Origin of the sequence: Lutimaribacter pacificus, from assembly GCF_900142185.1 — a bacterium.
Classification (GTDB): Bacteria; Pseudomonadota; Alphaproteobacteria; order Rhodobacterales; family Rhodobacteraceae; genus Lutimaribacter; species Lutimaribacter pacificus.
The window spans coordinates 1-14,660 of sequence record NZ_FQZZ01000014.1; the positions used below are offsets into that span (position 1 = coordinate 1).

Genomic DNA, 14,660 nt, shown 5'->3' on the forward strand with positions numbered 1-14,660 from the left:
CGAAATCCGAAAGGGCAAAAGTGGACGACTTTTACGCCGCCCGCGACAACACTATGCCGTCGCTACCGTGGCCGAGTATTGCTCCGCCGTTCACACCAACTCAGCGCGGGCAAAACCCGGTTGTCAGGAAGGCGGTGTGCTGGTGTTGGCCACACGTTTCTGGGCGATCCAGTCTTGAAGATCGCGGCGCGTGTAGCGCACGGAACGACCCGAAACTTTGATGAAATGCGGGCCGCCACCACGCACGCGCCAGTTTTGCAGGGCACGCACGGAGTAGCAGAGATAACTTGCGGCCTCTTTCTCGTCGATCAGGCGGTCCAGATAGTCAGTATTTTCCAGCGTCTGCATTTTTCACCTCGTTGCATCTGAATGCGATGAGACGACTATGCAGCGTAGTCGGGGCAGCAATCTAATGGCATAAATAGGCGCGTTTCCCGGTAATTTTGCCATCACCTTATTTTCTTAGGCCAAACGCACGCCTCGCAGCATCCCCGATGGCGTGGCCGGATGGAAATTCCCGACCGTTGAAACACCACAGAACCGCAGAAAGGAATTCGAAGAACGGCCCCTTGTACGGTTGGGATGCATCAAGGCCGTCCTGCCGATAACCCTCCAAAGGTCTCTTGCCGGTATGCTTTTCATAGGTCAGGGCAAGGGCCGTGATTACCTGTTCCAAACCCGCATTTTGCTTCGGTCTGCCTCTGGAAGCCTTGGTCTGGCCCATCGCAGCAGGAACGACATCGGACAGCTGGGCAACACTCTCGGCAAGGCCATCGAGGACATATTCACCATAGGACAGGCCCTCGTGCCGTGTTCCCACGGATATTTTCACAAACTCATCCGGCTCAACGTCGATACCGGCGGATTCCAACTCCCAAACCAGTTGCGGATGCATAGTCTCGATTTCGATACGCAATGCGTCAAGAGCTTTGGTCAGCCGCCGGTAGCGCCCCTTTCTGTCTTCCGCGTTGAGACGGAACTTTGGATCGGGGCCGGGGCGGTAGCGGTCCAGTGCGGCCCGCACGTCTTCCCCAAATTCCGCGCTCGCGTGTCCGTCATGCCCGCAAAGCTGCCAGAGCTGATCCATGTCGAGGCGTGCCAAAGCCGCGTGGCGGTCGAATTTATCCTTACTCATTCCTTCCCCTTCATCCGAACGACTCCCGACACCGCGCGCATCCGTTACCTATACGTAACGCGCGCCGGTACTCCGCCCCGTTACATAACGGCCTTACCTGACTACATGCAGCCGCCTTGGCTTCCCCGGCCCCTTACCTATAGCCCCTGCCAGCCGTGTGGCTACAGACCCGGCCGCACGCTGCACCGCATCGTCTTGCAGATGCGCGTATCGCAAGGTGGTTTGCAGGTTCTTGTGCCCCATGATTTCCTTGAGCGTGAACGGATCGACCCCGCTTTGCATGGCAACCGACGCATAGGTGTGTCGCAGATCGTGAAGGCGCACGTCATCAAGACCCGCAAGCCCTCGAATACGTCGCCAAGGCTTTTGGAGGTTAACCATCGGCCCGTCTTCGCTCTCGCCTAATATTACGTAAGGGTTTCCGTCGCGGCGTGGCAGGTCCGTGAGGAGATCATACGCTTCCCTAGGTAACGGCACTCGGCGTTTACCCGTCTTGCTATCGGGCAGTTCCAGATGGTGCGGCGCTACATAACTCCAGCGCAGGGTCAGGATTTCATTCAGGCGGCATCCTGTATAGATCAGCAGAATGATGGCTGACACAGTGTAGATCGTTTCGGAGCCGTCTCCGATCACCTCGGCCAAAACCTCGCCTAGCCGAATTTGTTCCGCATCTGATAGAAACCGCTTCTTCTCTTCTTCGCGGAATTTCTTGATGCGCCGGGCCGGGTTTGATCCCGCCTGACGCAGCCCCCAATCCTCGGCTAGGTTAAACAGCTTGGACAACATGCTGGCGGCACGGTTGGCCTGATAGGGCGTCTCGCGCAGACCGTGATGAAAGGCCACCACATCGGCGCGCGTAACTTCGGCAATCTGCAAAGGCCCCAGCTTGGGCCGGATAAAACGGCGAATAATGCTTTGGTAATCTCGGGCGGTGGTCGGCTTGCAATGCTGATCGACATACTCTTCAAGGAATCGGTCACAGAGGCCCGCAACAGTCGGCGCGCGGCGCTTGGCCTGTCGCACCGCTGACGGGTCGTCCCCGCGCGCCACATCGCCCAGAAGCCGCCGTGCCTCTTTGCGCGCCTCCTCAGCAGTCAGCACGCCATGCTGGCCGATGGTAACGCGCCGCGTGCGCCGGGCAGATCGGTATTGCACCAGATAGGTCTTTTTGCCGCTTGGATAGACGCGCAGCCCGAACCCGCGCATGTCACAATCCCAGACCAGATAGTCCCGTTCACCGGCTTCGAGGCTTTCAACGGCCCGCTTGGTCAGCTTGAACATTGCCAGAACACCCTTTCCTTTGCGCCTGCTTCCGGAAGCTATACGGAAGCAACTTGCGGCGAATTCTGGCGTTATTGATGAGTCATGGGCGCAGAGATGGTCAATCTAATCCCATGTTTCTAATGCATTTTTGTTAGTTTGGCGGCGATGAGCGAAATGCAGCGAAATCGTCCGGGCCGTTCTTTTAATCAGTGGGTCGCAGGTTCGAATCCTGCACGGCTCACCACTTTCAGGAATAAGATACGATTTCTCGCGGTGAGAAACCTCAGCCGCGACGGAAGTGCGCGCGGGGTCGGGCTCGGCTGGGCGGACGATACCGCAGCTTGTTGCAGAAACAGGTTTCCCGGACCTATATGAGAAATGCACCCGTTTTCGGACCTGCACGACCACCGAGGATTGGCACGCCCTGCAAAAAACGGGAATGTGCTGCACGACGCTTCACTGTCTGCCGCACCCGGATTTCTGTCATGATGCTTTTCTCCATCCTCTTTGCGCTTGTCATGCTTGCCCTCTGGGGTGCGGCTGTGGTGGGTATGTGGGTGACAACCGGGTTCCTGGGTGGTTTGGCCTTTACAGGGGTCACGCTGGCAATCGCCCGGCTGGGCTGGGGGTCCAATAAGCCCAGCCCGGAAATCGTGGGCTGGCATGGGCGCCAGCCGATTTTCGAAGATGAAGCCTGCGAACGCTGCCGGGACGATTAAGGTCGAGTTCACCGCCAGGGCGGTCCTTAACCGATCAGCGCGGGTGGCGGACTGCACGATGGCCGCTTGGGCGCGGTTATATTCTTGCATGTCCCGAAATTTTCGCAATAAAGTCAGGGAATTGCTTGGCTTTGAATGGCGCGGGCATGGTACTCGTCTGCCGAGGTGCCATTCAACACCGATCTGAAAGAAAGGACCAACGCGAAGGTGAAGCCCAGCGACTTTCATATCGGTATGGAGTTTACTTCCGACGCGGATCGGTTCAGATGCACCGACATTGGCCAACGCACGATTGTTGCAATTCGGATTGATAGCGTATCCGTCACGACTCTCACGGAAACCGGAAAGCACTCGACCCGGGTTTTAAACGAGGCCGACGCCCATGCCCAAGGGTGGTTTCTTGGCCCGCCTTACGCGGTAGCAGAGGTGGTGTTCGACGAAAACGACCTGCCAGCCTTCTGCGCGATCGAAGATTTCGGGTCGATCCGGGAGTAGCAGGGCCACGGCTCACCCCCGGCCACATCACGGCGATTCACCCCTTTAATTTATTCGGTGTTTTGAATATATCCGGTACAAACACCCGGACAGGATTGCGCCCAATGATATCGCCCCGTGTTCTTCGTACCAGGCTGGAGCGGCATTTGCCGATCCTCGAATGGTCCAGGACCTATGACCGCGACACGCTGACCTCGGACACGGTGGCCGCCGTGATCGTCACGATCATGCTGATCCCGCAATCGCTGGCCTATGCGCTGCTGGCCGGCCTGCCGCCCGAGGCGGGGCTTTATGCCTCGATCCTGCCGCTGGTGGCCTATGCCATCTTCGGCACCAGCCGCGCGCTGGCCGTGGGGCCGGTGGCGGTGGTGTCGCTGATGACGGCGGCGGCCATCGGCAACCTGGGCCTGACCTCGCCGGCGGAATACGCTGCCGCCGCGATCACGCTGGCCTTTATCTCGGGCCTGATTCTGACGGTGATGGGTGTCTTTCGCCTTGGCTTCCTGGCCAATTTCCTGTCGCACCCGGTGATCGCCGGTTTCATCACCGCCTCGGGCGTGCTGATCGCAACCAGCCAGATGAAGCATATCTTCGGTATCGACGCACATGGCCATGCCCTGCCCGAACTGCTCGGCTCGCTGCTGGAAAGCCAGCACCTGACGAACCCGATCACGCTGTTCATCGGGCTGTCGACGGTCGGGTTCCTGTTCTGGGTCCGCAAGGGGCTGAAGCCGCTGCTGCTGTCGACGGGCATGAAACCGCGCCTGGCCGATATCCTGGCCAAGGCCGGGCCGGTGGGCGCCGTCGCCGCGACGACGCTGGCGACCTGGGGGTTCGGCCTGCACGAAAAGGGTGTCGCCATCGTGGGCGAGGTGCCGATGGGCCTGCCGCCGCTGACCATGCCGTCGCTCAGCCCCGACCTGTGGGGGCAGTTGTTCGTCTCGGCGCTGCTGATCTCGATCATCGGGTTCGTTGAATCGGTGTCGGTCGCACAAACGCTGGCTGCCAAGAAACGCCAGCGGATCGTGCCCGACCAGGAGCTTGTGGGGCTTGGCGCGTCGAACATCGCCGCAGCGATCAGCGGCGGTTATCCGGTGACCGGGGGCTTCGCGCGCTCGGTGGTGAATTTCGACGCCGGCGCGGAAACACCCGCGGCGGGTGCCTTTACCGCCATCGGCATCCTGCTGGCCGCGCTGCTACTGACGCCGCTGCTGTATTTCCTGCCCAAGGCGACGCTGGCGGCCACGATCATCGTCGCGGTTCTGAGCCTTGTCGATTTCTCGATCCTCACCCGCACCTGGCGCTATTCGAAAATCGATTTCGCCGCAGTCGCCGCAACCATCGTCCTGACGCTGGGCTTCGGCGTGGAAATGGGCGTGTCGGCGGGCGTCATCCTGTCGGTCGGCCTGTTCCTCTACAAGACATCGCGCCCCCATGTGGCCGAGGTCGGGCTGGTCCCCGGCACCCAGCATTTCCGCAACATCCTGCGCCACAAGGTCGACACCCACCCCGAGATGGTGACCCTGCGGATCGACGAAAGCCTGTATTTCGCCAATGCGCGCTTTCTCGAGGATTACGTCTACAACCGCATCGCCTGCGACGAACCGATCCGGCATGTCGTGCTGATGTGCTCGGCCGTGAACGAGATCGACGTGAGCGCGCTGGAAAGCCTCGAGGCGATCAACCTCCGGCTTGCCGATCTGGGCATCAAGCTGCACCTGTCCGAGGTGAAAGGCCCGGTGATGGACCGCCTGAAGCGCAGCCATTTCCTGGATGACCTGACGGGGCAGGTCTTTCTGGCGCAATACGACGCCTACCGCGCCCTGACCGGCCCGCACCCGGTGGACAGCCGCGAGGCGGGTGAGTAAACCGCCGCCATGGCAACCACGTGGCATGCGGCGATCGACACACCGGACGGCCCCGAGATCTGGCGGATCGCGGAGGGCACGGCAACGCGTGTCGGCAGCGGAGAACCCGATCTGACAATCAGCGACGCAACCGCCGCGCAACGCTTTCCCTGCGTGCTGCAAGGCGTGGCGCCATTGATGCAGGAAACCCCGCCCGACCGCCTGCCGGCGCTGGCGCGGCTGATGACACTGGGCGCCGCCGCCGACAGCCCGAACTGGGACGGGATCGTCCTGACCCTGCTGCCCGGCAGCGCCCACTGGACCCATGTCAGCGCGGGCGAGGCGATCAGCACGCTGGGCACCCGCACGCCCCGCTTGGCCACGGTCCTGAACGCCGGGGGGCTTCTGGACCAGGCGGCGCTGAACGAGGTGATGACCCGCCCAGAACGCCTGACCGCTGCCCTCTACGCCGCGCCCGATCTGGCGCTGTCGCATCTCATCGGCGCCGATCTTGCCGCCGCGAAACGCTGGTGGCTGGGCCAGCAGGTGCGCGTTGTGGGCACGGGTTCGCTGGCACGGGCCTATGCCGATGCGCTGATGACGCAGGGCACGCCGGTCGCGGCGACGGATACCGACACCGCAATCGGCCGCGGCCTTGTCGGCCTCGTACCCTGACCTTCACTGTTCCCTAAATACTCCTGCCGGAGGCATGAATTTCGCGCGGCGCGCTGCGGCACTCAAACAATGTGACAGGCTATTCCAGTCCCGCGCGCATCGTGCGATATCACGGGCATGGATCAGACACTCTTTTCCGGCCTTGCGCTTTTTGCCTTCGTTTCGTCGATCACGCCGGGGCCTAACAACATGATGCTGATGGCCTCGGGCGCGAATTTCGGCTTTCGCCGGACGATCCCGCACATGCTGGGGATCGGGGTCGGCTTTACCGTCATGATCGTGCTGGTCGGGCTGGGGCTGATGCAGCTTTTCGATGCCCTGCCGGTTCTGCACGACATCCTGACGGTTATCGGCGTGGCCTATCTTGTCTGGCTGGCGTGGAAGATCGCCCATGCCGACATGCCGACGACCGACGGGGGCAGCGGCCGGCCGATGACCTTCCTTCAGGCGGCGCTGTTCCAGTGGGTGAACCCCAAGGCCTGGCAGATGGGCCTGACGGCGATCACGCTTTACGCCCCCGACCGGTCGTGGCAGGCGGTTGCGCTGGTGGCGGTGTTCTTCGGAACGATCAACCTGCCCTCGGTCAGCACCTGGACGGTCCTGGGCCAGCAGTTGCGGCGCATCCTGTCCAGCCGCCGCCGGTTGCAGGTGTTCAACTGGTCGATGGCCGCGCTTTTGCTGGCCTCGCTGCTCCCGGTTCTCTACCCGCACTGAGCAGCGGCAAAACGGCGGACAGGCCGACCGGTCGCCGCCCGGCACGATTGCAATTCCCGCCGCGCAGCGTCATATAGCCTGAAACGCAGGTGGAGCAGGCGGTATGACGAATTACCTCGACTTCGAAAAACCCCTCGCCGAGATCGAGGGCAAGGCCGAAGAGTTGCGCGCGATGGCGCGGCAGAACGAGGAAATGGATATCGAGGACGAGGCGGCGGCGCTGGATCGCAAGGCCGACGCGCTTCTCAAGGATCTGTACAAATCCCTGACGCCCTGGCGCAAATGCCAGGTCGCCCGCCACCCCGACCGCCCGCATTGCCGCGATTACATCGAGGCGCTGTTCACCGAATACACGCCGCTGGCCGGCGACCGGAACTTTGCCGACGATCACGCGGTGATGGGGGGGCTTGCCCGTTTCGACGACCAGCCGGTGATGGTGATCGGCCACGAAAAGGGCAACGATACGAAATCCCGGATCGAACGCAATTTCGGCATGGCCCGGCCCGAAGGCTACCGCAAGGCGGTGCGCCTGATGGACATGGCCGACCGTTTCGGCCTGCCCGTCATCACCATCGTGGACACGCCCGGCGCCTATCCCGGCAAGGGCGCGGAAGAACGCGGCCAGTCCGAGGCCATCGCCCGCTCGACCGAGAAATGCCTGAGCATCGGCACACCGCTGGTCAGCGTCGTGATCGGCGAAGGCGGATCGGGCGGCGCGGTCGCCTTTGCCACCGCCAACCGCGTGGCGATGCTGGAGCATTCGGTCTATTCGGTCATCACGCCCGAGGGCTGCGCCTCGATCCTCTGGAAAGACGCCGAAAAGATGCGCGAAGCCGCCGAAGCCATGCGCCTGACCGCGCAGGACCTGCAAAAGCTGGGCGTGATCGACAGCATCATCCCCGAACCGCTGGGCGGGGCACACCGCGACAGCGATGCCGCCATCGCCGCCGTGGGCAAATCCGTGCGCGCCATGCTGGCCGAGTTGTCTGGCCAGACGCGCGACAAGCTGATCGCCGACCGCCGCCGCAAGTTCCTCGACATGGGGGCCAAGGGCCTCGCGGCCTGAGCGCAGCGCCCGTCAATTGGCGGGCGGCAGCACCTTTCCGGGGTTCATGATGCCGTTGGGATCGAGCGCCCGCTTGATCGCCCGCATAGCCGCCAGCGCCACCTTGTCCTTGCGCCGCGCCATCGACGACAGTTTCCACTGGCCGATGCCATGTTCGGCCGAGAACGACCCGCCAAGGCGCAGCACCTCGTCCTCGACCGCCTCGGTCACCGCGTCCTTGAGGGGTGCATCCTCGCGGCTCAGCCAGACGGCGTAATGCACGTTCCCGTCGCCCAGATGCGCCACAAGGATCGGTTCGGCCCCGGGATCGAGCGCCGCCAGCCGCGTGCCCATCCGGTCGAGGAACTCGGCCACCTTATCCAGCGGCACGGCGATATCGTTGTTCGACACCGGCCTGCCCGCACCCAGGACGATCTCGGCGGCGGCCTCGCGCCGCTGCCACATCGCCTGCCGCTGCGCCTCGTTCTGCGCCACCACGGCATCCAGCAGCAGGCCCTTTTCGAACATGTCGGCCAGCGTCTGCTCCAGATGGGCGACGACGGGCACGCGGCCGTCCGGCCCCGGTTCGGAATCGCGCGGGGCGGTGGCGCCGACCTCGACCATGATGTTGATGTCGTGCATCGCGTCAAAGGGCGGGCGGTTGTCGGGGCTGAGCCGCAGATGCGCCTCGACATAATTGCGCGGCATGTATTCGAACGCCTCGACCGCGCCGCCCGTGGCCTCTTGCAGACGGTTGAGAAGCTCCAGCGCCTGATCCAGCCCCGGCACCGCCACCATCGCCGTCGCATAGGCGCGCGGTTTCGGCATCAGCTTGAGCACCGCGCCGGTGATGATCCCCAGCGTGCCCTCGGCGCCGATCAGCAGGTGTTTCAGGTTGTAGCCTGAATTGTCCTTGTGCAGCTCGCTCATCAGGTTGGCAACCTCGCCATTCGGCAGAACCGCCTCGACCCCCAGGACCAGGTCGCGCGTATTGCCGTATCTCAGCACGTTCGATCCGCCCGCATTGGTCGACAGAACCCCACCGATCATGGCCGATCCCCTGGCCCCGAAGGTCAGGGGAAAGATCAGCCCCCGATCCTCGACCGCCTTGTGCAGGTCGGACAGGACGACACCGGCCTCGACGATGGCGATGCGGGCATCGGCGCGGACATCGCGGATACGGTTCATCCGGTCCAGCGACAGCGCGATGGCCCCGTTGGCCTGCGCCCCCCCGGCCAACCCGGTATTGCCGGAAACGGGCACGACCGGCGTGCCGGTGTCATTGGCCAGCAGGACGATGGCCGCGACCTCGGCGATGCTGCCCGGACGCACGACGGCAATCGGGTCGGACGGGAAATAACCGGTCCATTCCTTCGCCCAGCGCGCACGGTCCGCGCCGGTCAACACGTTGGCCGCGCCCACGATGGCCTGCAACTGTTCGATCATGCTGTCCTCCCCTGCTGCGGCGCATGGTTGCGCGCGCCGACCGGCTTGGCAAGGGCATCGCGGGAAGGTGGAAATGCCGATCCGGGGGCTTACCTTTCCCGAATACCTTTGCGCATTGAAAAGGAGGCGCCGCCGTGATCGCCGTTCTGAAAAGATCGTATTCCCAATTGATGCTGGCCTGCCTCGCGCTGGCGGCCCTGATCGTGCTGTCGCCCGTGGCGCGGGCCGCCGATTTCAGCTTTGACTCGATCGACGGTGGCCAGATCGACCTTGCCGACTGGCGCGGCAAGCCGGTGCTGGTGGTCAACACCGCCTCGCGCTGCGGGTTCACACCGCAATACGACGCACTGCAGGAACTGCACGACCGGTACGGGGCGCAAGGCCTGTTGGTTCTGGCGGTGCCCTCCAACGATTTCCGGCAAGAGCTGGCAAGCGAGGCCGAGGTCAAGGAATTCTGCGACGTGAATTTCAACCTGACCCTGCCGATGACAACGATCACCCACGTTACGGGCGCCGTCGCGCATCCGTTTTACAAATGGGTGCGGGAGACAGCGGGCTTTACCCCCGGCTGGAATTTCAACAAGATCCTGATCGGCCCGGACGGCACCGTTCTGGAAACCTGGGGATCGCCGGTGCGCCCGACCTCGGGCAAGGTCGTCAGCCGGATCGAGGGGCTGTTGCCCAAGGGCTGATCAGCCGTCCTCGTTCAGCTTGGGCGAGGGTCGGTCCAGCGCCAGTTCCGCACCCGAGAACCGGAACGGTGCGCGCACGCCCGGCACGCCATCCAGTTCGATCTGCATTTCGCGCGCCTGCACATGCGGGTCGGCGAACACCTCGGACATGTCGTTGATGGGACCGGCGGGAATGCCCTGATCCTCGCAGCCTTTCAACAGGTCGGCCTTGGACCATTTCCGCGTCTCGCCCATCAGCAACTCGATCATCTCGGGCCGGTTCGCCACGCGGTCGGCGTTCTTCAGGAATTTCGGGTCTTCGGCCATCCAGTCGAGCCCCAGCAACCTGCACAGGCGCTGGTATTGCCCATCGTTGCCGGTGGCGATTATGATGAACCCATCGGCGCAGTCGAACACCTGATAGGGCGTCAGGTTAGGGTGGAAATTCCCGGTCCGGCCCGGCGGCGTGCCGGTGGCCAGGTAATTCATCGCCTGGTTGGCCATTGCCGACACCGCGCAATCCAGCAGCGCCATATCGACATGCTGACCCTTGCCGGTGCTCTGCCGCTGGTGCAGCGCAGCGAGAATCCCGGCAACGGAATAAAGCCCGGTGAACAGGTCGGTGATCGCCACGCCCGCGCGCTGCGGCTGGCCATCCGGGTCACCGGTGATCGACATGAAGCCCGACATGCCCTGGATGATGTAATCGTACCCAGCGCGATGCGCATAGGGCCCGGTCTGCCCGAAGCCGGTGATCGAGCAATAGATCAGGCCGGGATTGATCGCCGACAGGCTGTCGTAATCCAGCCCGTATTTGGCAAGGCCGCCGACCTTGAAATTCTCGATCAGGATATCGGCATCGCGCACCAGATCGCGCACCCGTTCCTGCCCCTCGGGCGTGCGGAAATCGACGGTGACGGATTTCTTGCCGCGGTTGCAGCTGTGGAAATAGGCGGCAGACCTGTCCTCGCCCCGCTCGATGAAGGGCGGGCCCCACTGGCGCGTGTCGTCGCCATCCGGCGCCTCGACCTTGATCACCTCGGCGCCAAGGTCCGACAGCGTCTGGCCGGCCCAGGGGCCGGCCAGGATGCGCGCGAGTTCGACGACTTTCAGCCCTTCAAGCGGCGCAGCCATCACTCACCCAGTTGTTCGTCGATGATCGCCTTGAGATCGTTCCACGACATGTTCGAATGCTTTTCGCCGTTGATCACCAGCGACGGGGTGGACTCGATCTGATCGGCCTCGGCGTTCTGCTGGAACCATGCCACCAGCGCCTGCGCCTTTTCCGCATCGCTCAGGCAGGTATCGAGCTGCTCGTCCGACAGGCCGGCAACGCGGCCGATCTTGCGCAGGTTCTCGGCGATCGCGGCGGGCTGGCCGTCGCCGATCCAGTCGCGCTGCTGCTTGTACAGCATGTCGGTGATGCCGAAGAAGCGGTCGGGCTCACATCGTGCCACCATCGAGGCCCAGAGGCCCGGACGGTCGAAATAGACATCACGATAGATGAACCGCACCTTGCCGGTATCCACATACTCCGATTTCAGCCTGGCCCCCGGCCCGACATGGAAGGATGCGCAATGCGGGCAGGTGAACGAGGCGTATTCGATCACCGTAACCGGCGCGTCCTCGGGGCCCATGGCCATCTCGACGATACCGGATATATCGACATCGCCCGCCTGTTGGGCATTCGCAGCCCCAAGGTCAGGCACGTCGCCACCCCGGCCACCGAATGACACCATCCCGGCGCCCGAGGCCAGAACAAGCGCCCCGGCCCCGATCATCAGAGTTCTGCGATCCATCTAGTGATCCCCTTTCGTTTGCCTGGCCTTGGATAGAACGTTGCGGGCCAGAACTTCAAGCGCGTCGCGCAGGCTGTTGTCGTGAACGTCCCCGGCGACCTGTGCGGCGGCCTGCATCACCTGCGGGTCGGGCGGCACTGCGCGGGGCGTTGGCGCGGGTCGGAACACCGCCTGCCCCTCGGCAAACCCGACCGGCGCGGTCTGGGTGATGCGCAGCCGCGCAATGGCGTTGTAGCCATAGACGGCATTCACCTTTTCGCGCAGCTTTTCCTTCTGCATCTCCAGCATCGTCGCCTGCGCACCTGTGGTCAGGATCGTCAGCGTTGCGCCCAGCCCCTGACGGCCGTATTTCACGTCGACCGGGCGGGCGATGCGGGCGATATCCTCGCCCACGACCTCTTCCCAATGGGTCAGAAGACGGGTAACGGCAAAACCGCGCCCCTCGCTTGCCTGCCTTATGCGCTTTTGCAAAAGGCTGGAGGTGCGGGCAAATCCGCGCGTGCTGCCTGTGTGTCGCGTCATCGCTTGCATCCTTGCGTTCCGGCCTATTCTAGGGATTGGTACGGCACGTGCCAGCAAAACCGGCGACACGGGAGAATAAACATTGCGTGACCTGCCACAGGCCAAAGAGATCCTGGCGTGGTATGACCGGCACGCCCGCGACATGCCGTGGCGTGTGTCGCCGGCGGATCGCCGCGCGGGAAAGCGGCCCGATCCCTATGCCGTGTGGCTGTCCGAGGTGATGCTGCAGCAGACCACCGTCGCCGCCGTGCGCGGGTATTTCCATCGCTTTACCCTGCGCTGGCCCACGGTGGCCGACCTTGCCGCGGCCGAGGACACGCAGGTGATGGCCGAATGGGCAGGGCTGGGATATTACGCCCGCGCCCGCAACCTGCTGAAATGCGCGCGAACGGTGGTTGAGGAGTATGACGGCCGTTTTCCCGACAGCGCCGAGGCGTTGAAGGATCTGCCCGGCATCGGCCCCTACACGGCGGCGGCCATCGCCGCCATCGCCTTCGACCGGCCCGAAACCGTGGTCGACGGAAACGTGGAGCGCGTCATGGCGCGGCTGTTCGACGTGGTGACACCGCTGCCCACCGCCAAGCCGGAACTGACCATGCTGGCCGAGGATCTGACGCCGCTGGAGCGCCCCGGCGACTATGCGCAGGCGGTGATGGATCTGGGCGCCACGATCTGCACGCCGCGCAACCCGGCCTGCGGCATCTGCCCTTGGCGTACCCCCTGCATGGCGCGGGCCGCCGGCACCGCGCCCGACCTGCCGCGCAAGCTGCCGAAAAAGGCCAGGCCGGTGCGTGTCGGCTATGCCTATGTCGGGCGCCGCGCCGATGGCGCCTGGCTGCTGGAGCGCCGCCCCGACAGCGGCCTTCTGGGCGGGATGTTGGGCTGGCCCGGCAGCGAATGGGCCGAGGTGCAGCCCGACCGCGCCCCGCCACTGGCCGCCGACTGGCAGATGCTGGGCGAAGAGGCACGCCACACCTTCACCCATTTCCATTTGCGGCTTAAAGTCCTGATCGCCGACCTGCCCGTTGACGCAACGCCGGATCGCGGGCACTTCGTCGACAGGCATGAATTTCGCCCGTCGGACCTGCCCACGGCGATGCGCAAGGTGTTCGACCTTGCCCGCAGCGCCTTTGCGGTCGAAAGCGCGGGCGCGGGCAAGGACACCGGCCATGGCTGAGAATTACGTTCAAATCCCCGGCGACCGCGCCGCGCAACTGCGTGACGCGCTGCCCTTCTGGATGAGCCTGCTGCTGATCCCGATCGCCTGGCTGGGGGCGGTCAAGGGCGGCTGGACCGTCCTCCTGCTGCCCGTGATGACGTGGTATTTCTTTTCGCTGCTCGACGCGATCCTGGGCCTGAACACCGCCAATGCCGACCCGCAGACCGACGACTCGCGCCTGACATGGTATCGCGCGATCACGCTGATCTGGCCATTCGCACAGTTTGTCACGCTGTTCGGCATTCTGTGGTATGTCACCGGGCCGGGCGATGCGCATCTGAACCCTCTGGAAACCATCGTCCTGTTCTTCGGCATGGGCGTGGTCACCGGCACGGTCGGCATCAACTACAGCCACGAGCTGATGCACCAGAAGAACGTCACCGAACGCTGGCTCGGCGATATCCTGCTGTCGATGGTGCTGTATTCGCATTTCCGGTCCGAGCATCTGCAGGTGCACCACATTCATGTCGGCACCCCGCGCGACACCGTGACCGCCCGCTACAACGAAGGGTTCCATCGCTTCTTTCCCCGCGTCCTGAGGGACTCGCTGCTGTCGGCCTTCAGGGCCGAGAAGGCCATGTTGGCCCGCCGCGACGAGCCGTGGACCAGTCCGAGAAACCCGTTCTGGCGCTACTGGGCACTGCAGGGCGCGATGCTGGCGCTGGCGCTGATCCTTGGCGGATGGGAGGGGCTGGCGCTGTTCGTCTGGCAGGCCTTCGTCGCAATCTGGCAGCTTGAGCTGGTGAACTATGTCGAACATTACGGTCTGACCCGGAAACACCTGGGCGACGGCAAGTATGAACATGTCAAACCCCATCACAGCTGGAACGCTGCGCACAAGGCGTCGAACTGGTTGCTGATCAACCTGCAGCGCCATTCCGACCACCACTACAAACCCGACCGGCGCTTTCCGCTGCTGCAGAACTATACGCAGGCGGATGCCCCGCAACTGCCCTATGGCTATCCGATCATGACGATGGCGGCGATGGTCCCGCCGCTCTGGCGGCGCTATATGAACCCACGTGTGCGGCACTGGCGCGAGATGTATTACCCCGAAATCACCGACTGGGCGCCCTATAACAAGGCACGAACCCCGACACCGCGCTGACC

At 63.6% G+C, this 14,660-nt stretch carries 16 protein-coding genes; 9 read left to right on the top strand and 7 right to left on the bottom strand.

Annotated features, from left to right (window positions below; all coding sequences use genetic code 11):
- Positions 1–123 precede the first annotated feature (123 nt).
- From F3H87_RS20330 to F3H87_RS20340, 3 genes are all read right to left on the bottom strand, one after another.
- Positions 124–348: a helix-turn-helix transcriptional regulator gene (locus tag F3H87_RS20330; RefSeq protein ID WP_149789759.1), complete on the bottom strand. Its 225-nt coding sequence runs from the start codon at positions 346–348 to the stop codon at positions 124–126.
- Positions 349–454: 106 nt separating this feature from the next.
- Positions 455–1,135, bottom strand: a complete 681-nt coding sequence (locus F3H87_RS20335) for a hypothetical protein (RefSeq protein WP_149789758.1) — start codon at positions 1,133–1,135, stop codon at positions 455–457.
- 93 nt (positions 1,136–1,228) lie between these two features.
- Positions 1,229–2,416, bottom strand: a complete 1,188-nt coding sequence (locus F3H87_RS20340) for a site-specific integrase (RefSeq protein ID WP_149789757.1) — start codon at positions 2,414–2,416, stop codon at positions 1,229–1,231.
- 467 nt (positions 2,417–2,883) lie between these two features.
- Here F3H87_RS20340 and F3H87_RS20345 point away from each other — a divergent pair, with 467 nt between their 5' ends.
- From F3H87_RS20345 to F3H87_RS20370, 6 genes are all read left to right on the top strand, one after another.
- Positions 2,884–3,117 carry a hypothetical protein gene (locus F3H87_RS20345; RefSeq protein WP_149789756.1) on the top strand — a complete coding sequence of 78 codons (234 nt, stop codon included), beginning with the start codon at positions 2,884–2,886 and terminating at the stop codon, positions 3,115–3,117.
- 135 nt (positions 3,118–3,252) lie between these two features.
- Positions 3,253–3,612, top strand: coding sequence for a hypothetical protein (locus F3H87_RS20350; protein WP_223228157.1), 360 nt, complete (start codon positions 3,253–3,255; stop codon positions 3,610–3,612).
- 104 nt (positions 3,613–3,716) lie between these two features.
- The gene (locus F3H87_RS20355; protein WP_149789755.1) at positions 3,717–5,480 is read left to right on the top strand and encodes a SulP family inorganic anion transporter; all 1,764 of its coding nucleotides are present in this window, start codon (positions 3,717–3,719) and stop codon (positions 5,478–5,480) included.
- A 9-nt stretch (positions 5,481–5,489) separates the two neighbouring features.
- On the top strand, positions 5,490–6,134 hold the full coding sequence (locus F3H87_RS20360; protein ID WP_149789754.1) for a 2-dehydro-3-deoxygalactonokinase: 645 nt from the start codon (positions 5,490–5,492) through the stop codon (positions 6,132–6,134).
- A gap of 117 nt (positions 6,135–6,251) precedes the next feature.
- Entirely contained in the window at positions 6,252–6,848 is a 597-nt protein-coding gene (locus tag F3H87_RS20365; RefSeq protein WP_149789753.1) for a LysE family translocator, read from the top strand.
- Between the two features lie 103 nt (positions 6,849–6,951).
- Positions 6,952–7,914, top strand: coding sequence for an acetyl-CoA carboxylase carboxyltransferase subunit alpha (locus tag F3H87_RS20370; RefSeq protein ID WP_149789752.1), 963 nt, complete (start codon positions 6,952–6,954; stop codon positions 7,912–7,914).
- 12 nt (positions 7,915–7,926) lie between these two features.
- Here F3H87_RS20370 and F3H87_RS20375 read toward each other — a convergent pair whose 3' ends face one another.
- Positions 7,927–9,339, bottom strand: a complete 1,413-nt coding sequence (locus F3H87_RS20375; protein WP_149789751.1) for an FAD-binding oxidoreductase — start codon at positions 9,337–9,339, stop codon at positions 7,927–7,929.
- Positions 9,340–9,509: 170 nt separating this feature from the next.
- Here F3H87_RS20375 and F3H87_RS20380 point away from each other — a divergent pair, with 170 nt between their 5' ends.
- On the top strand, positions 9,510–10,031 hold the full coding sequence (locus F3H87_RS20380) for a glutathione peroxidase (protein WP_149789767.1): 522 nt from the start codon (positions 9,510–9,512) through the stop codon (positions 10,029–10,031).
- On the opposite strand, the gene F3H87_RS20385 is transcribed toward F3H87_RS20380, so the two are convergent.
- Genes F3H87_RS20385 through F3H87_RS20395 form a run of 3 tightly spaced genes read right to left on the bottom strand, consistent with a single transcriptional unit; the run spans position 10,032 to position 12,331 of the window.
- Positions 10,032–11,144 (bottom strand): CaiB/BaiF CoA transferase family protein, encoded by a 1,113-nt coding sequence (locus tag F3H87_RS20385; protein WP_149789750.1) that lies wholly within the window; start codon positions 11,142–11,144, stop codon positions 10,032–10,034.
- Positions 11,144–11,809, bottom strand: a complete 666-nt coding sequence (locus tag F3H87_RS20390; protein ID WP_149789749.1) for a DsbA family protein — start codon at positions 11,807–11,809, stop codon at positions 11,144–11,146. The genes F3H87_RS20385 and F3H87_RS20390 overlap by 1 nt, the downstream gene beginning before the upstream one ends.
- Positions 11,810–12,331 (bottom strand): DUF721 domain-containing protein, encoded by a 522-nt coding sequence (locus F3H87_RS20395; RefSeq protein ID WP_149789748.1) that lies wholly within the window; start codon positions 12,329–12,331, stop codon positions 11,810–11,812.
- Positions 12,332–12,413: 82 nt separating this feature from the next.
- Here F3H87_RS20395 and mutY point away from each other — a divergent pair, with 82 nt between their 5' ends.
- On the top strand, positions 12,414–13,508 hold the full coding sequence (mutY, locus tag F3H87_RS20400; protein ID WP_149789747.1) for an A/G-specific adenine glycosylase: 1,095 nt from the start codon (positions 12,414–12,416) through the stop codon (positions 13,506–13,508).
- Positions 13,501–14,658 carry an alkane 1-monooxygenase gene (locus tag F3H87_RS20405; protein ID WP_149789746.1) on the top strand — a complete coding sequence of 386 codons (1,158 nt, stop codon included), beginning with the start codon at positions 13,501–13,503 and terminating at the stop codon, positions 14,656–14,658. Before mutY ends, F3H87_RS20405 begins: the two co-directional genes overlap by 8 nt.
- Positions 14,659–14,660 lie beyond the last annotated feature (2 nt).